This is a genomic window from Gracilimonas sp. (assembly GCF_014762685.1).
Classification (GTDB): domain Bacteria; phylum Bacteroidota; class Rhodothermia; order Balneolales; family Balneolaceae; genus Gracilimonas.
In genome coordinates this window covers 640759-664028 of record NZ_JABURM010000005.1, presented here as the reverse complement: position 1 = coordinate 664028, position 23270 = coordinate 640759, and the positions used below count along the sequence as shown (strand labels likewise).

Below are 23270 nucleotides of genomic sequence, written 5' to 3'. Positions count from 1 at the left end.
TAATTGCTAAAAATTATCGAGCTGCAGAATCACATTTCAATTCAAATTCCATCTTATGCTCGGCAGGTGATCTGAAAGATCCATATAAAGCATTCTCAAAGGCATCACAAGCTTCTGACTTATTGCCTAAAGTTTGATGGGCATAACCCAATTCGTAATATATTTTAGCCTTATCGGTTCTACCACCATTTTCATATTCAAGAGACTGAGTAGCATTGTCAATCGCTTCTTCGGGATTTCCGGCTTTATTATGAGCTTCTGCAAGCCGATAATAGACATTAGCCGAAGCATTATCATAATTCAAAGCCTTTCCTAAAGTTTCCAGAGCGAAATCCAGGTTACCATTTTCAGAAGCACGGGTACCTACGGCTAACAGTTCATCATGAGCCGCTTCGCGTGCTTTATTAACAATATCCATCTTGTTGGTGCTCTCTCCAACCTGAATAGCACGGTCGTACCACTCAAGCATCTCATCTACGCCTTGATCAATAATACCGTCACCTTCCGTATCATTCATTTTCTTAAAAATTTTAGCCTTTTGATAATAGGCTGCAGCGTAATTTGAATTTAGATTTAAGGCTTGGTCTACTGCTTCTTCTGAAGCTTCAAATTCTTCCTGGCTATATAACATCACTGATTTGGCGTAGTACAATTGAGGAATAGCACCTTTAGCTGTAGGAGCGTACCTGTCATCATTATACTCCTCACTTATTTCAATTGTACTTTTAAACGCATCAATCGCCTCTTCCAGTTTTGCCAGATCTCGGCTTGATTGAAATTCTTGATAATAAGATCGTGCCTGTGCGAAATACATTTTAGGAATTTGTGATTCAGCATTCCCTTTGATGTCTTCACCTTCAGGACCTAATTGCTCAGCAACAGATATTACCTGTGTGAATGTTGAAATAGCAGCATCATAATTATCAGCCTGAGCTTCTTCTAATCCCTTATTATACAATTGTACAGCCTGAGTTCTATCCTGCGCCTGTACTTGAAATGCTATCAATCCTAATAGTATAGCACATAAACTTATTTTAAAAACCTTCATATCTTCTTTTGTTTTGATCGTTAGTTGCAGCGCCGAATTTAATAAAAAATGACACTGAAGTTAAACTTATAACTGTCTTTTTAATAAAATAGTATTTTTTAAACTACATAAACCACATTCATGTTCCGGTTTAAAAGTAAAAATTGGGCATTGGTTCCTTTTTACTGTAAAAATCACATATAATTTTTACCGCTTCATCTGTTGAATCCGTAATGTGAAACAAATCCATATCGTTTTCTGAAATAGTGCCCCACTCTATCATCGAGTTCTTGATCCAGTCTATCAGTCCCTCCCAGTAATCACTGCCAAAAAGTATAATGGGAATTTGATCAATTTTACGTGTTTGAATAAGGGTTAAGCTTTCAAACAATTCATCCAAAGTTCCAAAACCACCGGGAAATACCACAAAACCCTGCGCATATTTCACAAACATGACTTTACGGACAAAAAAGTAATTGAAATTGATGGTAAAGTCAGGATCAACATGTTGATTAATACCTTGTTCAAATGGAAGGTTGATGCCTAATCCTACCGACTTCCCTTCCCCCCTCTCGGCTCCTTTGTTAGCTGCTTCCATTATTCCGGGGCCTCCGCCGGTGATGACTCCAAAACCTTTTTGAGTTATTTTATCAGCTGTTTCCACCGCTAACTCATAATACTTATTGTCCGGTTTTGTTCTCGCAGAGCCAAATATGGATATACAGGGGCCTATTTGAAAAAGCTTGTCATAGCCTTCAACAAGTTCCCCCATCACCTTAAAAACACTCCAGATATCACGGTCATATCCGTTAAACTGGTTTTTCTTTTTAAATTCTCGTTCTTCTTTATTCATTTATAAATATTAAAACTTTACAGAAAATGATATGGAGGGTGCCGGTGATGAATATGCTGTTGTTAAGACGTCCGGCTTCATACTCACCCTCATTGATAAATCATCGGATACATCGAAAGAGCGTAAGTGGGCAAATACATAGGCATCTATTGCATTCAAAGCGTAAGCTAAGCCTATGTACACGAATGATAAGTCTCTTTGATTATGAAAATTGTTTCGGCTTTGGCGCAATGCTTCAAGGCTTACATTTTCTGGAATATAATCCGGTGTTGGGCCAAAGCGGTTATCGTCTGGAGTGTCGGGATTTAAATTATAATAAGCTGCCCGGTAACCTTGATACTTATTATTCAAATAAATACTGTAATACGTCAATCCGCCTAACACGCCATACACAATAGGCACTTTCCAAATTTGTTTATTGGTTATCTGTCCCCAACCGGGTACGATTAAAGACTGCCTTAATACCTTTTTAGGATCGGGAAAAGTGGTATCGTTATTTAAGGTGTCATCAAAAGCTTGTTTTAAAGAATAATTTTGAGGAACGAAATTCTGAGCTGAATAGAAATTTTGTGCTACCCCACTACTGACACACAAAATTACAATTAACAATGTCAGGCTAATCGATCGAGTCAAAAATAGCGAGTATTCGTTCAAGGTCATCTTCCGTATAGTATTCAATCTTAATTTCTCCGCCTTCCTTTTTGGGGTTAACAGTTACTTTGGTACTGAATGTACGTCGTAACCGGGCAGAAATTTCATCATAAAATGGATTTGATGCTTCTTTTTTAGACTTAGAATTCTTCTTTTTTGTTTCAGAAGCACTCGTTACACCTCGAACTGCTTCTTCAATTTGTCTGACTGACAATCCTTTATCAATTACTTTTTTAAGAATCTTCTGCTGAACTTCTTCTTCTTCAATAGTAATTAATGCCCGGGCATGACCCATTGAAATTTTGTTAGCTTTCACAGCTGACTGAATGAAATCCGGTAAATTCAATAACCGAAGCATATTGGTTACTGTGGTACGATTCTTACCTACGCGCTCAGCTACTTCTGCTTGAGTGTAATCAAACTCTTCCAATAATCGCTTATATCCTAAAGCCACTTCCAGCGGATTTAACTCTTCGCGCTGTATATTCTCAATCAATGCAAAAGCCATGCTTTGCTCGTCATCGGCTTCACGGATAAAAGCCGGTATTTCTTGTAACCCGGCTAATTTGGCGGCTCTTAATCGTCGTTCACCGCTAATTAATTCAAATCTCTTTTCCCCAATATAGCGAACCGTTATGGGCTGTATGAGCCCGTGCTTCTTAATCGAAGCGCCCAGTTCATCCAGTTTTTCTTCATTAAACTCTTTCCGGGGCTGGTGTGGATTTTTCCGTATATGATCAACCGGAACAAAAAGCACGATATTAACCCGTTCTTCCGGTTTAACTATATTTCTTTCAACTCCTTCTTTCTTTGTATTCTGATCTGTTTCCTTCCCTTCCTCTTGGTATTCCGGAAAGAAAGCCCCTAAACCGCGGCCTAAAACTTTTTTGGTTGCCATAATCTACTGTTCTGTCTTAATCTGTAAGAACCGGGCTGTTCTTAAATAGTTTTTTATTTCTCTTAATAATTTCCCGAGCTAATGCGAGATAGTTTTTCGCACCAACACTGGTCGAATCATATAATAGCGCCGGTTTTCCAAAACTTGGTGCTTCTGCAAGACGAATATTACGAGCTATCACTGCTTTAAATACACGGTCATCAAAATATCTTTTAACTTCGTCTGCCACCTGGTTTGAGAGCCTTGTTCGGGTATCATACATCGTCAGTAAAACTCCTTCAATATCCAACTCAGGGTTTAGATGCTGACGTACAATCTTGATGGTGTTCAATAACTGCCCCAATCCTTCCAGTGCAAAATACTCACACTGTACAGGAATTACGATGGAATCAGAGGCGGTAAGAGCATTAATTGTAAGCAGTCCAAGTGACGGAGGGCAATCAATAATTACGAAATCATATTTGTCTCGAATACTTTCAATAGCTTTTTTCAGGATTCGTTCTCTCTCTTCCCTATCAATCATCTCAATTTCTGCTCCCACCAAATTAATGTGTGCGGGTACCAAATCAAGAAAATCCAGTTCCGTTTGACGAATTGTGTCATCAATATCTGCACTGCCGATCATCACCTCGTACACAGAGTTTGAGACTGTTTTAGAATCAATTCCCAGCCCACTGGTAGTGTTACTCTGCGGATCAATATCAATGATCAGAGTAGGATGTTCCACAGCAGCTAAACTGGCTGCTAAATTAATTGCCGTAGTTGTTTTTCCTACTCCACCTTTTTGATTGGCAATTGAAATGACTTTTCCCATTAAAAACCTGCTTTATGCTTGATATAGTTTTTCTGATAAATTCTAATATAAAGCGAGGTGCACTGCCATACAAAAATACTTATTCACATTAAACACCTAAGTTTTCCACATTAATAACGCAAGTCATTGGCTGTCAATAAGTTAATTCGGAGACCCTGTAAGTAAAATACCACTCCCTGAAGTATTATTTCCGCTTGGATCGTTTACTAACTGTAACTTCTCATAGCTTTTATTCAAATCGGCTTGAATTGTCGGCTGAATCGTTTGCTGACCTTCCGAAAATCGAATAATTTCATTGCGATCTACCCACGGTTCTACGTTTTCAGTGTTTGAAGAGGTTTGGGATGGAGCAGAATCAGGTAATCCTGAATAATAATAGTATCCCCCCGTAAAAGCTGATAAGAGAATTGCGGCGGCAATACCTCTCTTTATTAAGAAAGGAATGCTAGTGGTACTTCTTATATGTTTCGATTGCTGGTGCTTAGCGTCATTCGTAACTTTTTGGATGAGGTTTTTTGGGGGATGTTTATGTGGAAGTACCGAGAGCTTCCGGTTAGTAGCTCTCAGACTTTCAACTTCTATAAGCAGATCTTCATCTTCCCGCATTTCCTGTTCAAACTCCATCTCTTCTGAAGGATCCATCTCCTTCATCAGATATCGGATAGCATTGTTTTCATCCGTGTGCATGTTTTTGCTCTTCTTCTCGTTCTTCCTCAAAATACTTTCTAAGATTTATGAGTGCATATCGCATGCGCCCGAGGGCGGTATTAATGGATACATCAGTAAGTTCTGCTATTTCTTTAAACGGCATTTCGTAATAGTGCCTCAACAAAACAACTGACCGTTGCTCTTCGGGAAGTTTGGCGATGTGTTTCATCAGGCTGGATCGAGTTTCAGTTTCGATCATTTGCTCATCTGCATCCACAACGCTGTCATCTTCCATCCGATCAAAATAATCGGTTGAAGAGTCCTCGTCACTCCATCCACTAACGTCAATATACCGTTTTTGTTTTCTTAAATAATCAATGGTTGCATTATGTGCAATTCGCATGACCCACGCAATCCATTTACCCTGTTCGTTGTAGGTATCATCCATTTTGGTAATTACCTTTGTAAAGGTAGTTTGAAATAGATCATTGGCGATTTCAGGGTTCATCACCATACTATATATATATGAATAAATTTTTTGTTGATGACGATTCATCAGTTCATTAAAAGCCGACTCATCCGCATTTTTCCTAAAATACTTAACGAGCTCTCTGTCTTTAAGCTCTTTGTAGTCCGGTTTGTCAACATGTCTTTTAATCAATTTCATAATATCACCCTAAATTTGGGATTCTGCTCATAACAAGTCAAACTGAAATATTAACTTTTTGTTTCAATAACTATCTAACTGCCATAAGCGTTTCAGACCAATTCTTCTTTATGGGTCTGTGATAATTATAGTATCGGTCAACAGGTATTTATATAACATGTTAATGTGAGCCCATTATCGCATTTTTATAAATGAGAATCTATTTCGTGAAAAAATTATATACTTTTTCTCCAATCGATTTTCCTGCTACAACTTGTAATTCCTCCATTTCCGCTTTTTTTATCTTCTTTACTGATCCAAATTCCTTCAGTAATTTTTGAGCCGTTTTCTCACCTACTCCTTCAATTTCTAATAACTCGGTTTTAACGGTACGCTTACTCCTTTTACGGCGATGAAAGTTAATGGCAAACCGATGAGCTTCATCCCTGGCTTGCTGCAACAGCTTCAGGGCTGAAGATTTTTTGGGAATCATAATAGGATCAGACATTCCGGGCAGAAAAACCTCTTCCAATCTTTTAGCCAAACCAATAATGTCACACTCTTCATAAAAATCGATTTCCTTCAATGCTTCTACAGCAGAACTAAGCTGTCCCTTGCCCCCATCTACTACAATCAAATCCGGTATCTGTTGACCTTCTTTTTGAACCCGGGAATATCGTCGGGTTAAAATTTCTTTCATGGAAGCAAAATCATCCGGGCCTTCTACTGTTTTTATATTGAACCGCTTGTATTCACTTTTCCGCGGCCTGGCATCCACAAAACAAACCATAGAGGCAACAGAGTCTGTTCCCTGCAGGTTTGAGTTATCAAAACATTCAATTCTCCGGGGTAACCGTGACAGTTTCAAATGCTCTTTTAATTCTTTAACAGCGTGCGGAATACGATCCCGTTCTGCTTTTTCTTTTTCCAGCGCCCGTTCATTCAGGTGTAATTTAGCATTCGACTGCGCCATTTTAATAAGTTGCTTTTTCTCCCCGATCTGCGGCACATGCACCGGTACAATTTTTCCCTTTTCCTGATGCAGATACTGCTCAAGAGGTTCCACATCGGTCATTTCATGACTCAGGTACACTTCATCCGGAATAGCAGCCGTATATTGCCCCGTATAATAATCTTCCACAAATGATTGCAGCATCTCTCCCATGCCCAACCCATCGATATTTTTCAGGAAGCGATGAAATTTTCCAATCATCTTTCCCTCCCTTACTTTAAATAAAACACCACAAGCCTCACCAATTTCTTCATTTTTACCTATCGCAAACACATCACGATCCACTTTCTGTGAAACTACCATTTTCATTTTTTGACTATAGCGCTTAACAGCTTCCAGACTATCCCTGATTTGTGCCGCTTCTTCAAAAGCTAAAGCATCAGACGCTATCTGCATTTCCTCTTTCAGTTCCTTGAGCAGTTGATCTGTTTGGCCATTCAACAACCGATCTACTTTTTTTATAGTTGCTTGATATACTTCGTCATCCCAATCACCGGAGCAATTCTCCAGATAATCATCAAAACAGGAATGCCATTTGGGTACCCCGCGTGTTTTGTCAATGGTTTTTTGAGAAACGGCACAAGTGCACAGGCCAAATCCTTTTCGAATAGTCTCCAACATTCTCTTCATGGCTCCTACACTATCGTAAGGTCCATAGTATTTACTCCCATCCTTAACTACTGTTCTGGTAGGATAAACCCGGGGTTTGGTATCATCCGTAATGCAAATGTATGGGTACGATTTATCATCCCGGTACATGATATTGTACCGGGGCTGATATTGCTTAATAAGATTGTTCTCCAGAATCAGGGCTTCCGCCTCTGAGTCGGTTACAAACACTTCCAGATCATCAATTTTGGAAACCATGGTTTTAATACGTCCGTCGGGGGAACGAGATTCCTGAAAATACGACCGTACTCTGTTTCTCAGCCTCTTTGCTTTCCCCACATATAACACAGAATCAGCCGAATCTTTATAGATGTAGACACCGGACGAAGTGGGTAAATTGGCAACTTTTTCTGAAAGTTTTACTTGTTCTTCATTACTCATGCTTTAAAGATAATAGATTTTTGGGGCTGATTTTACCCACTACCATGAGATTTTTATTGAGGTGATTTCAATGTAACTTTGGGAAGTTAATTTCAATCCAACTTTTATTTCTTTGAGTACTTCTTTTACCGGTACAAATCCTGACATTCCCATCATTTATGAAGACAATCATCTGCTGGTAATTGACAAGCCGGCAGGATTACTTTCCCAGGAAGACCATACCGGAGACCCTGATGTTCTTAATCTCTGCAAACAATACATTAAAAAGAAATACAATAAGCCCGGCGATGTTTTTCTGGGATTAGTGCATCGGCTGGACCGACCGGTGAGCGGGGTGATGGTATTGGCCCGGACTTCGAAAGCTGCTTCAAGGCTTTCCTATCAAATCAGAAAACGGACTATTAACAAGACTTACTGGGCGCTGGTTCACGGAGAATCTCCGGTGTATGGAGAACATATTCATTTTCTTGAAAAAGATGAGCGAACTAATACCGTAAAAGCCTATACCTCTCCGAAAGGAAATGCTAAAGAATCCCGGCTTAAGTTTATCACACTCAAACAAAATGAAAAATACAGTGTGGTAGAAGTGGATTTAATAACGGGAAGGCCCCATCAAATTCGCGTTCAATTTGCAAAAGAGGGAAATCCGCTTTGGGGAGATTATAAGTATGGAAACCCTGATAAAAACAAAGAGCATGACATCGCCCTGCGTGCAGTGAAATTAGAGCTCGAACATCCTACCAAAAAGGATCTTATGATACTAAAAGCCCCTAAACCGGCCGGTATACCATGGAATTTCTTTGAGTATTAGCCTTTCAAATGAATCAAATCATTCCAGCACAAAGTTTATTACCGGATGCTTTTGTTTCACTGTTCAAGACTATCCAACACAGAATCCATCAATAACGAATCCAATTCAATCTCCAGGAGCATAGAGTCCAGTTCGGCTTCCGTCATCAAGGAACCTGATTCAAGCCCCGGTGCCAATGATCCCGAATCAGGAATGCTCATTTTCAAGGTATCGGGTATATATATGACTAAAATTGAATCTGGGAGAAATTCTAAACCTGCTATGTCTGACATTGTATCAACTGTATCCGGCTGGGGCTTGGGCAAAAACCGAAGCCCGCTGAGCTGTTCCATATTCCGGAGAATCCAGTGGCTTCTGTTTTCCACATAATCGGAAACCGGTTCAGCTTTTATGATTTTAGGACTGGGCAATACCGTAACCAACCTTGCGCTTTCCCTAAAACTCATTTCCCCCACCCCTTTCCCAAACCAATGCTCTGACGCTTTTCCGATTCCGTATATTCCGGGGCCAAATTCTGCGATATTCAAATGCATTTCTAAAATCCGGTCTTTGGTCCAAAAGATTTCGATTAATACTGCAATACCTGCTTCTACTCCTTTTCTTAAATAATTTTGAGCAGGAGATAAAAACAAGTTCTTGGCAACCTGTTGAGTAATAGTACTTGCTCCCCGCACCCTTCTTCCCCGCTGATTCTCTTCAATGGCTTCATCAATAGCCGCCAAATCCAGCCCCCAGTGTGCGTAAAAACGTTGGTCTTCAGAAGCAATCACAGCCAGTTTTAAGTGATCAGGGATTTCTTCGGCAGGCACCCAATTTGCCCTGAGACTGTATCTTTCTGTTCCCAGCTCTTCCCAGTCTTCCTGCAAAGTGAAGGCAGTGAAAGGAGGATTTACCCATCTGAGAGCTAAGACTAACAGGCAAAACCAAAATGACCATCCGAGAATAACTCCCGCGGTAATTTTACCGTATTTTATCCAGTCTGTCGCTGTTTGTTCTTCCATAAGCCAAAGGTATCATTTTTGAAGGAGAAACTGATTTTGGAGAAATTTGTTTCCTTAAATCTGCACCAACCTGTTGTATTTTTATGAAGAAAACTGTGATAACTACCCGTATTTTACTTTTGAAATTGAATTAAACTACCGCACATCCCCCGCAAAATTATTGGAAAAATTTTGTATCCCCCTTCTAAGGGGGATTTTCTCTTTGGAAATTTCTATCTCAGGTAGTATTGTTTTCCTGTTGGTAATTTAATTTATGGGCTAATTTTAAATAATTCTCCCTTTGGAAGGGAGACCCGTTGGGAGCTTTAGCTCTCAACGAGAGGGATGTGCGTCAGGACACAAACTCATAAGCAATGCCCAATAAAATTCTTCCATATAACCGAAAACTCAAAAACCTAGCCAGACAGCTAAGGAAAAATAGCACACTCAGTGAAGTTCTACTATGGGAGCAAATCAAGGGCAAAGCATTGGGAGTGGAATTTCACCGTCAGGTACCCATCCTTGAGTATATTGTGGATTTCTATTGCCACGAAATCATGTTAGCAGTGGAAATTGACGGAGTGAGCCATGACAATCCCGAAAAATTCATCCATGACAAAAATCGCCAGAAGCGAATTGAAGCTTTGGGTGTTACCTTCGTCCGGGTGGATGATGTGGAAGTAAAACAGAATATGCAGGGCGTATTGAGTTATTTGAACCAACACATTCAGGCATTAGGCAATAATGAATTGTAAGGAGGCCGCAGGAAGGTATCTAAGTTCAAGGACAAGGAGTTTGGGCCTATTTAAGCTACCGCACATCCCCCGCAAAATCTTCAAGAAGATTTTGTATCCCCCTTCTAAGGGGTTCTATCCCAGGTAATATTGAATGCTAATTATTTCTTTATTTAAGGGTTTATTTGAGATAATTCTCCCTTTGAAGGGAGACCCCGTTTGGTTTCCCAAAACCAAACGAGAGGGATGTGCGTGAGGGCATAAAGGATTGACCATTTATTCTTCAGACGAGGCACCTTCTTCCAGCAGTTCATCTTCTTCAATCTCAGCACTCATTCCATTCGGAAGCTGTTTGGAAGTTTTGGCACCAAGTTTTCGAATCATCTCGGCCTGGCGAACAAGATTTCCAGCACCGGTTGAAAGCCTGCCCATCGCCTCATCGTAGCTATCCTGAGTTTGGCGGATGCGTTGGCCGATATCATTCATGCTTTCCACAAACAGCACGAATTTGTCATATAAAGCTCCGCCGCGCTTGGCAATTTCCATGGCGTTTTTGTTTTGGTATTCCTGCTTCCAAACGCTGTCTATGGTAGCCAGAGTGGCTAACAATGTCGATGGACTTACAATCACGATATTCTTATCAAACGCTTCGTAGTAAAGATCAGAATCGTGCTGCAGAGCAATACCAAATGCCGGTTCAATAGGAATGAACAGGAGTACAAAATCCGGGCTTTTCTCTCCGTGAATATGCTGGTAATTTTTCTCGCTCAGCCCCTTTACATGCGTGCGAATAGAATTGATGTGCTCTTTTAAGGCCTTTTTCTGCTGATTCTCTTCTTCGGCTGAGCTGAATTTCTCATAACCGGTCAGCGAAACTTTGGAATCAATGATGATATATTTTTCATCCGGCAGTCGTACCACTACATCAGGACGAATGCGCTTGCCTTCTTCCGTATTCACGCTTTGTTCGGTATAGTATTCTTCATCCTTGCGTATACCCGATTTTTCAAGGATCCGCTGTAAAATTACTTCGCCCCAATTCCCCTGCGTTTTGGAATCGCCTTTAAGCGCCCTGGTAAGGTTTTTAGCATCCTCACTCATCTTCTGGTTCAGCTCTCCCATCTGACGAATTTGCTCTTTCAGTGTTGCCCGCTGCCGGTTTTCTTCATTATAAGTCTCCTCCACTTTCTTCTTGAAAGCTTCTAATTTTTCCCCAAGCGGATTCAAGAGCTGATCAATTTGCTCCTTATTTTGCTTAGTGAATTTTTCAGATTTCTCTTCCAGGATTTTATTGGCCAGGTTCTCGAATTGTGTAGTGAGCTGCTCCTGCATTTCGGCCAGTTCTTTCTTCTGCTCGTTGAGCCGTTCCTGTAAATTTCGGTAATCGGCATTGCGGGTTGCCAGTTCCTTATCCAGTTCACTTGCTCTCCGGGATTTCTCCGCTAATTCGGATTCTGCCTCCTCCAGCTGTTCTTTCAAATTCTGATTCCGCTCTTCCAGCCGGGAGCTTTCGGATTTGGATTTGAAATGGGCAATGGCATAGCCGAAAATCAAACCAACAAGTAAAATAATCCCTGAAATGAGTTCCATGTAGTAAAATTAAAGGTTTAGTATTCGAAGTCGAGTGAATAAGAGGAATGTTGTTATTTCCCTTTTAGTTTTGAAGATAAATATAATAATGCACAGCGACAGAACTTGTCACCCTGTTTCATTTTATTGCAGCGTAACTGTCAGATCACATAGAATCGATGGAATTATTTATACGCTTATTTAGCGGGCTCATCCTTCTTTTACTGAATGCATTTTACGTGGCTACTGAGTTTGCCCTCACCCGACTTCGCCAATACAACCGCGATGAGCTTGAAGACACGCCCGGCCTGAACCGCGCATGGAAAATGACGGAAACCCTTGAAATCTACCTCACCTCCTGTCAGATCGGTATCACAACCACCAGTATTTTGTTAGGTGTGATCGCAGAGCCGGCAGTTACCGAGCTCATTAAATTACTCTTTGCCACCGATTCAATCGGGGCTGTTTCAACGCATGCCATTTCCATTGTATTGTCCGTTACTGTCATCAATATCATACATACTATTTGGGGAGAGCAGGCACCAACGTATGTTGGCGTTGAGCGTGCAAAAACAGTAGCCAAATACTGTGCAACACCTCTTTACTGGTGGACCTATTCGATCTATCCTTTTCTTCTTTTTGGGGATTGGGTTACCAAGGCCACGCTGAGGATATTTGGTATAGAGATGGAGCGCTCATGGATTAATGGGGAATCCTCATCTGCTAAAAAAGACATGCGGTCGAAAATGGTATCTCTTCTGAAAACCGGTGATCTTGATGATGACAGACAGAAAGAGGTCCTCAACGCGCTGGAAATCGAACATATTCCCGTCAAAGAAATCATGATTCCCCGGGATGAAATTTTAAGCCTTAGCACGGGAAAATCCTTTGAAGATAATCTGGACATCATCCGCAAAAATATGCATACCCGTTATCCCCTGGTGGGAAAGTCTGTTGATGATTTCAAGGGAATATTATATACGCCTCAAATAACCGCCAATATCGAAGATCTGCTGGAAGGCAGAAAAGTGCTGGACGATTTTGACTGGCCAAAAATGGTTGTCTCTCCGGATCTGCCAACCAGTACATTGATCGACCGTTTCCAGGAAGAGCATCATGAATTGGCTTTGGTGATGGAAGATGAAAAAATCATTGGGCTTGTAACTCTTACCGATGCTATTGAAGCCATTATTGGCAACGCAGAAGACCCACTTGATTTACTAAAGACTTAAAGAATTGATTTTATCTTTTCCACCAGCTCTCCATTTCTATAAATCCAACCGTGGCCTTGCTCTTCCAGCACGTGATAACTATCATCTTCTTTCAGAAATTCGGTGAGCCGCAGAGACTGTTCAACCGGTAAAACCTGATCCTCCTCCGCATAAAAAATATGTATCGGCTCTTCGATTTTCTGAAGTGCCAAATCGGTTCTTAAAGGATAACGAACGAGGAAATCCGGGAGAAATGGAAATTGGTTGTCTTTCATATCCAGCAGACTGTAAAATGGTGTCCACATAATCAGCATTTTGGGATCATTAACTGCAGCTATTTCTGCAGCAACTCCGGCTCCAAGGGAATATCCCACCAAAATAATCGAATCTTCTTCGTATTCCTTCGCCATTTGGGAATACAAGAATCTCATATCGCCCACTAAATCATCTTCATTCCAGAGCCTTCCGGTGCTTTTTCCATATTCCCGATAATCCGGGTAAAGAACATCATACCCCTCATTCAGAAACAGGTTAAATTTGGTTTGATTGGTATTGTTTGAACCGCGGTTTCCATGAAAATATATGACCAATCCCTTGGCTGAATCTGCAAAAGCGTGAATGGCATGAATTTTAACGCCTTCTTCCGGCTCAAACCATCGTTCCTCAAAAGAAAAGTGATATGCGTATGTATGGTCTGTATCTAATGGTGTTGCCCGAAAAATGATGTGTTCCTGCACAAAGAAAAAATATCCACAAATAGTGACATAGGATACAAGGAGTACAGTACCGGTTGAGATCAAGAATTTTTTGATTCGATCCATGAACAAATTGATTTGAGAAAGAAGATAAAATATATAAGAAAAAACCCCGGTGTTGAAAGGATTGTTTTATGCCGTCCCATCCGGGACTATATTGCTCATATGCGATACTCACGCAGGATAATGGGTAATGGTTCCGCATATCAACTTGAGTTGGAAATGCTTGATTCAAACAGTCACAGAGTGACGACAGAAAATAGCCCCAGACGCAAGTCCGGGGTGCAGCATATCTACATTCCAACAAATCCCGAAGGGATAGTACACTGTTATATTGGATAGAAAAACCCAACTTTTTAAAACTATCTTCCAACCGAAACTACTTAATCTCAGCGCCGGCCATTTCGTGAATTTTTTTCCATTCTTCTTCTCGCACTGGAGTGATGGAATGGCGAGCCAGGCGAAATAATTCCATGTCGTCAAGTGCCGCTTCTTCCTTCATGGCATCTCGGGTAACGGGATTTTCAAACTTCTGAACAAATTTCACATCCACCAATTGCCAGCGAGGTTCGCTTTCAGAGCTTTTTTCATCAAAATATTTTGAATTGGGATCGAATTGTAGCGGATCGGGATATGGCTCACTCGATACTTCCATCGCTCCCACAATAACCGGCGTTGAGATGTTAGAATGATAAAAAAGAACCCCGTCTCCCACATTCATTTCATCACGCATAAAATTACGGGCTCCATAATTCCTGACTCCTGTCCAGGGGGTTTCCCCATCTTTTTTAAGGTCGTCAATGCTGTAGTCTTCCGGTTCCGATTTCATTAACCAATACTGTCTCTTAGCCATAATCTCGATTTGTTCTTTTTGAATTTTAAATTTTGAATGTTAAATGCTAAACAGTTGAAACTACATTTAGCATTTAACATTCATTCACTTAGAATTATACTTGTTTACGTACCACAAAATTGTTTGGCGGAGCATTCCGTCAAAATCCTGAGAGGGTTCCCAGCCGAGTTCATTTTTTATTTTGGAAGCATCAATGGCATAACGGAAATCGTGTCCCAGGCGATCAGACACAAAGGTAATCAGGTTCTTATAATCTCCATCAGGACCCTTCCCAACCTCTTCATTCAGGATGTCACAAATTTTGCGAACCAGGTCTATATTTTTCCATTCATTATTCCCGCCAATAGTATACGTTTCTCCAGCCTTACCTTTGTTGAAAGCCACTTCTAAAGCATCACAATGATTATGTACAAACAACCAGTCTCGAATGTTTTCCCCTTTTCCATACACCGGTATTTCGTTATGATTAATAGCATTTCTGATCACTACCGGAATAAGTTTTTCATCGTGCTGATGCGGACCATAATTGTTTGAGCAGTTGGTTGTTACCACATTCATTCCATAGGTCTGATAATAAGAACGGACGATAAAATCGCTGCCGGCTTTAGAAGCTGAGTACGGTGAATTAGGTGCATAAGGAGTTTCTTCATTAAAAAATCCATCCTCTTCCAGTTCTCCATAAACCTCATCCGTGGAAACGTGCAGAAATCGATATTTTTTCCACGACTCCTCATCTTCCTTCCAAAACAAGCGGCATTCTTCTAAAATATTGAAGGTTCCTACAATGTTAGATTGAATAAAAGGCTCCGGTCCCTGTATAGAATTATCCACATGAGATTCTGCTGCCAAGTGAAAAACGCCTTGAGGTTTGAATGTTTGTACTACATCGTGGACCTCATGCCTGTTTACCAAATCTACTTTCTTGAAATAGTATCTGCCTGAATCTTTCAGGGACTTCAGGTATGTTTGGTCCGAGGCATAAGTAAGTTTATCCAGATTGAGAATTTCCCAGTCCGGATGTTGATCATAAAGTCTTAAAATAAGGTTAGAACCTATAAACCCAGCTCCTCCTGTTACAATAATGCGCATATTAAAATAAGTCTTCTTCTTTGATGGATGAGAATAATGGGAGTTTTCGATCTTTTTCGGAAAGTATAGGACGGTGTACATCCCAGTTTATTCGAATCAATGGATCATCCCAACGAATGCCTCGCTCCCCTTCGGCATTGTAATAATCTGAACATTTATAGGTCACAATGGCTTCATCGGAAAGCACCGAAAAACCATGGGCAAATCCCTGGGGAATGTACAGCATCCGCTTGCTGACATCCGATAATTTAATAGCCACGTAATTCCCGAAGGAGGGTGAATTCTGCCGTAAATCCACCGCCACATCAAGAATTGCTCCTTTAACGCATTGCACCAGCTTGGCCTGTGGGTTTTCAATTTGGTAGTGTAATCCACGAACGGCATTTTTATAAGATTTTGAAACATTATCCTGTACAAATTCTTCTTCAATTCCGGCGTTACTGAGCATTTCTTTCCGATAAGCTTCAAAGAAATATCCCCGGTCATCTTCAAATACTTGGGGTTCAATTATTTTAACTGCAGGAATACGTGTTTCAGATATTTTCATGATTTAAGTTCTGCCAACAAATTTGTTAATCCTTTCTTCCAATCAATAAGAGAAATGTCGGGGATGTTAGCAATTTTTCGAGTACTTAACAGTGAAAAAGACGGACGTTTGGCTTTAACAGGAAATTCGGTGCTGCTTACGGGTTCTAACTTTACGTCTGTCTTTGATTGAGTAAAAATCTCTTTTGCAAAATCATACCAGGTAATTTTCCCTTTAGAAGTCAGATGGTAAGTTCCTGATATATTATTTTCCAGTAATACCCAACCATTCTCCACTACATTTTGAGTAAAAGTAGGACAACCATACTGATCATGCACAACGCTCAACTGATCCCGTTCAGAAGCCAGTCGCAACATCGTTTTCACAAAATTATTTCCAAATTTCCCACACAGCCATGACACACGGATAATCAAGTAGTCACATCCTGATCTTTCTATTGCTTTTTCTCCGGCCAGCTTACTTTCTCCATAGGTATTAATCGGATTAGTGGGGTGATCTTCCGTGTAACCCTCCGGGTATTTCTTATAATCTTCTTCCGTACCGGGAAACACATAATCCGTAGAAAAATGGATCAATTTTATACCATTGGAAGCACAATAGTCTCCCAAGTTTCTAACCCCTCCTTCATTTACGGCAAAAGCCTTCTCCTGTTCATCCTCAGCCTGATCCACATTCGTATAAGCTGCACAATTTATAATTCTGTCCGGCTTTAAATTACTTAAGACACGTCTCACATCTTCATGGTCGGTAATATCCAGATCAGAAGATGGAAGGGCTATAAATTCAACACCCTGTTTATTCAGATATCTGACCCATTCATTGCCAAGCTGTCCATTTCCGCCTGTAATCAAAATCCGCATTTTAACCTCTGGCCAACTCGTTAGCAATTTTATAGGATTCCGGGGTTCCGGCGTCTGTCCACCACCCTTCCAATACCGTGCTTTTCATTTCCCCTTTCCGGATATAAAAATTATTGACATCCGTAATTTCCAGCTCTCCCCGGCCGGAGGGTGTCAGCGTTTTTATGCATTCAAACACTTTGGAATCGTAAAAATAAATTCCTGTGACTGCATAATTAGTTTTGGGGTTATCCGGTTTTTCTTCGATAGAAATAACTTGTCCACCATCTAATTCGGCTACACCGTATCGCTGAGGATCTGGAACTTCTTTTATCAAGATTTGAGCCCCGCTTCCTTCATAATTACTGACGGCCTTTTTCAGTGAAGCCTCAAAAATATTATCTCCCAAAATTACTATTACAGGTTCATCTCCGGCAAAATTTTCGGCAAGCCCTAAAGCCTGGGCAATACCCCCTGCTTCATCCTGAACCTTGTAAGTAAACCGACAGCCAAAATCTTTTCCTGAGCCCAGTAAATTTACTACATCACCCATATGCTCCGTTCCGGTCACAATTAGAATTTCTTCAATCCCGGCTTCTGTCAACTTTTCAATGGGATGATAAATCATCGGTTTCTCCCCTATCGGGAGCAGATGTTTATTTGTAACCTTGGTTAAAGGATAAAGCCTGGAACCGGTACCGCCTGCGAGAATAATACCTTTCATTATAATTTTTTTATCTAAAAATTTATGCTAGTTCAACACAGGTGTGAATTTCACCTAAACCTGTTACACTCGTTTAAACTACCCTTTCTTACAATGAATTTGAAATCAGAATTTATCATTATCTGTAAGAAGATATAAATATTCTATAGGCAGTTAGAATTGATTAATCTATCAGTTCACGGTTGTAATACTGATTATATTTAGTCAGAATTAAAAGAAGTAATGGCTAAAGCTCTAAAAATATTATTTGCAGCATTTGTAGCGATCACAGCCTTGGCCAACCAGGCTGAAGCTCAGGACGTTATACGTGCATCCGGCGGAACCAATATTTCTGTCGATTCAGTTGTAACTGGCGGTTATGTAAGCTTAACTGGCCCTACCATTCGCGAAACGGCCACCGGACAACTGGCTGAGAATGGAACAATCATCCTGACTTTACCGGCAGGCTATGAGTGGAATACGGCTTTAACCGCTAATGAAATAACGCTCACCATTACAGCCACAGGTGCTGCCAATACTCAACTTGATGCCAGTTTTACCGGCTTCAATAATACACAAGAAGCTGTGTTCACCATTGACAGGAAAAGCACTACCAGTGGAAATGGCCAAGGACCGGGGCGTATAGAGATTTCCGGATTACAACTCAGACCCGCCAATACCAATATACCTGACATAAATACTATCAGTAATACCGGAACTACCGGCCCGGATGCTAATTATGGGGATTTAAGTAAAGAAGCCGGCTCCATTGCAGAAGTCAGTGTGGAAACACAAGCTGATGGTAATGGCGTTATTGTACCTGCACAGGATATTTTAGCCGGAAATTCGCTTACCGTTTATGCCATTGCCAGAGACATTGGGGGTAATTTCATTGAGAATATTGCCCTTGCAAGTGAAACTGACTGGAAATTAATTGATGTTACCGGTACGATTACCCAGGGAGCTGTTATTCCAGCTGACGATCTTAAAAGTGCTGTTTTTTCATCACAACAAACCGGAACCGCTAAAATCGAAGCATTTTACGCCGATGTGACCGTAACTCCGTCGCAAGATATAACAGTACTTCCGAGATCACCGGCTGAAATGGTATTCAGCACACAACCACCATCCACAGCAACTGCAGGAGAACCATTTTCAAATTCCACTATTGTTCATCTGCTCGATCAATTTGGGAACCTGGTTACCACTGATGATACAACTAAAGCTACGATCAGTATCAGCAGCGGAAATGGCACACTTTCGGGAACTCTATCGAAACAAGCTGTGAATGGTGTGATCACCTTCGACGACCTCTCTACTGATATTGCAAATAGTATAAATTTGAGCGTTGCGAGCCTCGGATTTAGTGCTATTACAACCAATACCATTACAGTTGATCATAACACAGCTACTGATTTAACCTATCTGGTACAACCAACCAATACCGCTCAAAACTCGACGATTGATCCTCCCGTAGAAATCCAGTTGCTGGATAATTACGGAAATTACGTAGATAGTGTCGTAACTGTAACCATTAGTAATGAATCCTATTTTAAGAATACCTCAACACTGACTAGTGATACGGATGCAAACGGTGTAGCTGTTTTTGGAAATTTGATAATAGACGGTCCGGGACAAGCTCCAGTTGGTGTCGTTAATTTTACAGCAGGGTTCACCGGAATTAATTCACCGGTTGTAAGTGATGATTTTGAAATTATCAGTGGCGATGACCTGGCAAAATTTGTAATTGAAACCACCGGTGAAACCAACATTGGTGAACAAGTGGCCGGACAAGCTTTTGATATTCGCATCAGGGCACTTGACGGAAATAATAATGTATTTACTAATTTTGATGGCGGTGTCGATACCGTAATGGTCACCTCTGATTCTGATATTCTGCTTAATGGATCTATCGTGACTAAATTCACGACAGATGCTTTTGTCCAGGGAGTGCTTGATACAGCTATCACACTTACTACTGCCGGTCTGACTCGGATTTATGCTGAAAATGATTCATTGAATCGTTCAGGACAAAGTAATGAGTTCAACGTAACCCCTACTGTTTACGATCTAACAACTTCAGAAATCACTGCTGACCCTACTTCCATTGTTGCAGACGGTAACAGTACTTCTGCCATTACTGTACAGCTTAAAGATGAATTTGGGAATAACCTAACAAGTGGTTCAGAGACTATAGAGCTTACCACAGATGCAGGTACATTCCCGGGCGAAGTAACTACAGTTTCATCTACAGATCAGCCTGACGGCACTTTTACCACCAGCCTGACCTCGTCTGAAAATGCCAGCGAAGTTGCTACAATCAGAGGTACGATTAATTCAGGAGCCATAACTGATTCTGCAACCGTAGAATTTCTCCCGGGTGATGTAGATCGTTTTATTATTTCACTTCCCGAAACCTCTGCCGTTCCCGATACCCAAACCGCAGGAGTCCCTTTCAATATTGATATTGAAGCAGTTGATATTTCCGGTAATCGGGTTGAAGGCTTTAATGGGAATGTAACCATCAGCACCAATTCGGTTATTGCTTCAGGAGCTGCTGCCACACTTTCCGGTGGGATTTTAAATTCACATTCTATCACTTTAACTAAAAGCAATAACCTGGCTACAGTAACTGTCACTGCTGATGATCTTTTTGATGTGGATGGCACCAGTAAAACATTTGTGATAGTAGCCAATACTCCTTCGGCTGTAAAGTCGCAGGTTGTAGCAAGCCCCAGAGTACTGCAAAATGATCCGGCTTTTCAATCTGTCATAACTGTCATCCTTCGTGATGAATATTCCAACCGGGTGCTTACGCAAGAAACCGTAGGTCTTGCTTTAGAACAGCTTGAAGAAAATAGTGCCCCTTCATCAGGTGCCCCTGACGCATCTCTTTCAGGTATTTCCTGGAACAGTACCCAATTTAATTATACCGACACGCTTACCGCATCTACTACTATAGAGCTAATTGAAATAACCGGCTCTTTTGGAAATTCTCCGGCTACTATTATTTTTCAAAGGGATACTGTAGATATTTTGGTCCCAAACACCTGGACAGCAGGAGCAGGCGGCCCGACTAATAACAAAACTGACTGGACTAATCCGGATAACTGGACATCAGGTGTGCCAACTTCTGATGATTACGTAATTATACCGGATGTTGGTGAAGTTCCGGTATTGGATTTAAACATTACCATCGGAAGTTTTGAGATTCAAGAAAATGTTTCTTTAACACTTTTTGGCGGGAATGCCATTTCAGTATCCGGTGACACCCAGATTGATGGATCTCTCGATATTGAGGATAACACGGATATTGCCATAGGTGGAAGTTTTTCAGGTATAGGTTCCTTTACAGCAGGCGCCAACACTACTATTGAAGTTGGAGGCAATATCTCCATTGGCAGTTTCCTGGCGCGTACGGAGGGAACTTTTGTAACTATGAATGGGGTAAGTCCACAAACGATATCCACTCAAAATTTTCTTGCTCAGAATTTAAATATAGAAAATGATGTAACCGCTACTACAGCTACAGACCTTATCGATGTAAGTACCGTCAATATTGCTGCAGACCAAACTTTTGAGTTAGCTAATGGTGCAGGAATCACCATAGATGTTGAAACTGAGATTACAGGTGATGGAAATTTCATTTTGAATGATAACACCTTTGTTTTAAGGGGTAATTCCGGGCTTGGAAATGTTGATGCCAGTGAAGGAACGGTAATATTCGGTATTCGTTTGGACGAAGATTTTGTTGATTATCCCGATTTACAGCAACAGCAAATTGCCGGGCTCAGCGAGATGAAAAATGCGATTATAAATAATACCGCGGGAGTGCGTACTTTTGAAGATGTAATAGTATCCGGAGCTCTGACTCTTGAAAATGGCCCTCTTATTATCAGCTCAGGCAAAAGCCTTATAGCACCAAACATCACTTATAATAACGGTACCATTCGGATGCGCCGAAACATTAGTGCAACACAAGGCTGGCGCATGATCTCCCCTCCTCTTGATACCACCTATGCTGATTTTCTCGATAAAACAGTCACTCAAGGCTATCCGAATTCCAGCCTTGGTGATGCTGCATCAGACTCTCTTCAGCCTAATGTTCTTTATTACCTGGAAAGCTACGGAACCAACGAAAATAATTTACCTGCAACCGACAATGACAGATGGCGGGCCCCGGCTGATGCCAACAACATGATGACACCCGGTCAAGGCCTATTTGTTTACTTTTTTGGAGATATATCAACAGACAACCGATATAACACCCCCCTGCCTCTGACATTAGACATTGAAGGACGTGAACATAACGGAAACGGCACTACCTTCACTTTCCCGGTAACCTATACCGCCGATGCGGATACCGGGTGGAATCTGGTGGGTAATCCTTTTGCCGCAAGCATTGACTGGGATGCTCCCGGATGGACAAAAACCAATATAGATAACGTAATATATGTCTGGGATCCAAGCTCAAACGACTATCTATACTGGAATGGAATTGGGGGCGGTGATTTAGAGGGTATAAAACTAAGCAATGGCATTATTCGTCCTTTTCAAGCTTTTTGGGTGAAAGCCAATGCTGCAAACCCGGAATTAAGTATCGGAGTAGAAAATAAAACAACCGGCGGCACCTTTGCCGGCAAAGAACGCCGAAACCCGGCTGCCATAGGTATGAAATTAAGTGCCGACGGGCAGGAAAAAGCCATGCATATCACCCTTTCACCGGATGGCAGTAATGGTAAAGACATCCGGGATGCATATCGTCTGTTACCTTTTGATACCAATACTTACCTGGAGTTTTACAGCACCCGTAATGACGGGACTGAACTGGCAATCAATAACCTGGCCAGAAGCTTTGGAACTGAAATTTCAATTCCTATTCATGTAGGGGGCTTCACTGATGGAATCCCTTTAAATGGAAGTTATACGATCAGTTGGCCTGAATTTGGTGATGTACCCGCTGCCTGGACTTTAATTTTAGAAGACACAAAGACCAGTAAAAAGACCAATCTCAGAAAAGAAAATTCTTATACTTTTTCTTTGGAACAAAACTCACAAAAAGTAGCAGTTAATAACACCATCGAAAATTTTACGCTTCGGAATTCTGATACTGACCTCAAATCCAAAACATCCGGTCAGCAAGAAAAGGCAAGATTTTTCCTCCGGATTCAACCCGGTGAAGATGCAGAAGGCTTACCGGGGCGTTTTGAACTGTACAATAACTATCCGAACCCTTTTAACCCAACCACTACCATACGTTTCGCCGTACCTTTAGAGGGGCGCGTACAGCTCAGTATTTACGACATTCTGGGCCGAAAAGTAGCTGATTTGATCGATGAAAATTACCGGGCCGGCTTTCATGAAGTGCAATGGAATGCAAATAGCCTTGCAAGCGGTATGTATATTTATAGGCTAACCACTCAAGATGGGGTTTTTACTAAAAAAATGAGTTTAATTAAATAGCCGATACCATAGGAATCCGATTAGATAAAAAAATCTAATTTGTATTCATCCAAACAGTATCCATATTTAATTCGTAACAATTAACGGTTGTACAACTCTTATATAAAAGAGGTTATT

Annotated in this window: 20 protein-coding genes; 4 read left to right on the top strand and 16 right to left on the bottom strand. The window is 41.0% G+C overall.

The features are described from left to right. Window positions 1-13 precede the first annotated feature (13 nt). The 8 genes from HUJ22_RS02985 to uvrC all read right to left on the bottom strand — a co-directional run bounded on the left by HUJ22_RS02985 (window position 14) and on the right by uvrC (window position 7599). A complete protein-coding gene (locus HUJ22_RS02985; RefSeq protein ID WP_290873536.1) occupies window positions 14-1048 on the bottom strand; it encodes a hypothetical protein in 1035 nt (344 codons plus the stop codon). A 130-nt stretch (window positions 1049-1178) separates the two neighbouring features. Continuing rightward, window positions 1179-1880 carry a TIGR00730 family Rossman fold protein gene (locus tag HUJ22_RS02980; protein ID WP_290873533.1) on the bottom strand — a complete coding sequence of 234 codons (702 nt, stop codon included), beginning with the start codon at window positions 1878-1880 and terminating at the stop codon, window positions 1179-1181. A gap of 9 nt (window positions 1881-1889) precedes the next feature. Then, window positions 1890-2513, bottom strand: coding sequence for a DUF5683 domain-containing protein (locus HUJ22_RS02975; protein ID WP_290873530.1), 624 nt, complete (start codon window positions 2511-2513; stop codon window positions 1890-1892). Continuing rightward, window positions 2497-3429, bottom strand: coding sequence for a ParB/RepB/Spo0J family partition protein (locus HUJ22_RS02970; protein ID WP_290873528.1), 933 nt, complete (start codon window positions 3427-3429; stop codon window positions 2497-2499). Before HUJ22_RS02970 ends, HUJ22_RS02975 begins: the two co-directional genes overlap by 17 nt. 16 nt (window positions 3430-3445) lie before the next feature. Beyond that, entirely contained in the window at window positions 3446-4243 is a 798-nt protein-coding gene (locus HUJ22_RS02965; protein WP_290873525.1) for an AAA family ATPase, read from the bottom strand. A 141-nt stretch (window positions 4244-4384) separates the two neighbouring features. Beyond that, entirely contained in the window at window positions 4385-4930 is a 546-nt protein-coding gene (locus HUJ22_RS02960) for a hypothetical protein (RefSeq protein ID WP_290873522.1), read from the bottom strand. Next, window positions 4917-5558 (bottom strand): sigma-70 family RNA polymerase sigma factor, encoded by a 642-nt coding sequence (locus tag HUJ22_RS02955; protein ID WP_290873519.1) that lies wholly within the window; start codon window positions 5556-5558, stop codon window positions 4917-4919. Before HUJ22_RS02955 ends, HUJ22_RS02960 begins: the two co-directional genes overlap by 14 nt. Window positions 5559-5757: 199 nt before the next feature. Continuing rightward, a complete protein-coding gene (uvrC, locus tag HUJ22_RS02950; RefSeq protein ID WP_290873516.1) occupies window positions 5758-7599 on the bottom strand; it encodes an excinuclease ABC subunit UvrC in 1842 nt (613 codons plus the stop codon). Window positions 7600-7711: 112 nt separating this feature from the next. Between uvrC and HUJ22_RS02945 the strand changes: the two genes are divergently transcribed. Then, window positions 7712-8410: a pseudouridine synthase gene (locus tag HUJ22_RS02945; protein WP_290873514.1), complete on the top strand. Its 699-nt coding sequence runs from the start codon at window positions 7712-7714 to the stop codon at window positions 8408-8410. A 56-nt stretch (window positions 8411-8466) separates the two neighbouring features. Here HUJ22_RS02945 and mtgA read toward each other — a convergent pair whose 3' ends face one another. After that, the gene (gene mtgA / locus HUJ22_RS02940; RefSeq protein ID WP_290873511.1) at window positions 8467-9411 is read right to left on the bottom strand and encodes a monofunctional biosynthetic peptidoglycan transglycosylase; all 945 of its coding nucleotides are present in this window, start codon (window positions 9409-9411) and stop codon (window positions 8467-8469) included. 353 nt (window positions 9412-9764) lie between these two features. Here mtgA and HUJ22_RS02935 point away from each other — a divergent pair, with 353 nt between their 5' ends. Beyond that, window positions 9765-10145 (top strand): endonuclease domain-containing protein, encoded by a 381-nt coding sequence (locus HUJ22_RS02935; protein WP_290873509.1) that lies wholly within the window; start codon window positions 9765-9767, stop codon window positions 10143-10145. Window positions 10146-10400: 255 nt separating this feature from the next. Here HUJ22_RS02935 and rmuC read toward each other — a convergent pair whose 3' ends face one another. Next, a complete protein-coding gene (gene rmuC, locus HUJ22_RS02930) occupies window positions 10401-11714 on the bottom strand; it encodes a DNA recombination protein RmuC (RefSeq protein ID WP_290873507.1) in 1314 nt (437 codons plus the stop codon). Between the two features lie 158 nt (window positions 11715-11872). Between rmuC and HUJ22_RS02925 the strand changes: the two genes are divergently transcribed. Beyond that, window positions 11873-12925, top strand: a complete 1053-nt coding sequence (locus HUJ22_RS02925; protein WP_290873505.1) for a hemolysin family protein — start codon at window positions 11873-11875, stop codon at window positions 12923-12925. Here the strand turns inward: HUJ22_RS02925 and HUJ22_RS02920 are convergent. The 6 genes from HUJ22_RS02920 to HUJ22_RS02895 form a co-directional block, all read right to left on the bottom strand. After that, window positions 12922-13725 carry an alpha/beta fold hydrolase gene (locus tag HUJ22_RS02920; RefSeq protein ID WP_290873503.1) on the bottom strand — a complete coding sequence of 268 codons (804 nt, stop codon included), beginning with the start codon at window positions 13723-13725 and terminating at the stop codon, window positions 12922-12924. The genes HUJ22_RS02925 and HUJ22_RS02920 overlap by 4 nt on opposite strands. A gap of 313 nt (window positions 13726-14038) precedes the next feature. Next, a complete protein-coding gene (locus tag HUJ22_RS02915) occupies window positions 14039-14512 on the bottom strand; it encodes an EVE domain-containing protein (protein ID WP_290873501.1) in 474 nt (157 codons plus the stop codon). Window positions 14513-14596: 84 nt separating this feature from the next. Then, window positions 14597-15601 carry a dTDP-glucose 4,6-dehydratase gene (gene rfbB, locus HUJ22_RS02910; RefSeq protein ID WP_290873498.1) on the bottom strand — a complete coding sequence of 335 codons (1005 nt, stop codon included), beginning with the start codon at window positions 15599-15601 and terminating at the stop codon, window positions 14597-14599. Window position 15602: 1 nt separating this feature from the next. Then, on the bottom strand, window positions 15603-16148 hold the full coding sequence (gene rfbC / locus HUJ22_RS02905; protein ID WP_290873495.1) for a dTDP-4-dehydrorhamnose 3,5-epimerase: 546 nt from the start codon (window positions 16146-16148) through the stop codon (window positions 15603-15605). Further along, the gene (gene rfbD / locus HUJ22_RS02900; protein WP_290873492.1) at window positions 16145-17008 is read right to left on the bottom strand and encodes a dTDP-4-dehydrorhamnose reductase; all 864 of its coding nucleotides are present in this window, start codon (window positions 17006-17008) and stop codon (window positions 16145-16147) included. The genes rfbC and rfbD overlap by 4 nt, the downstream gene beginning before the upstream one ends. 1 nt (window position 17009) lies before the next feature. Continuing rightward, window positions 17010-17711 carry a sugar phosphate nucleotidyltransferase gene (locus tag HUJ22_RS02895; RefSeq protein ID WP_290873489.1) on the bottom strand — a complete coding sequence of 234 codons (702 nt, stop codon included), beginning with the start codon at window positions 17709-17711 and terminating at the stop codon, window positions 17010-17012. A gap of 222 nt (window positions 17712-17933) precedes the next feature. Between HUJ22_RS02895 and HUJ22_RS02890 the strand changes: the two genes are divergently transcribed. After that, window positions 17934-23153, top strand: coding sequence for an invasin domain 3-containing protein (locus HUJ22_RS02890; RefSeq protein WP_290873486.1), 5220 nt, complete (start codon window positions 17934-17936; stop codon window positions 23151-23153). Window positions 23154-23270: the final 117 nt, after the last annotated feature.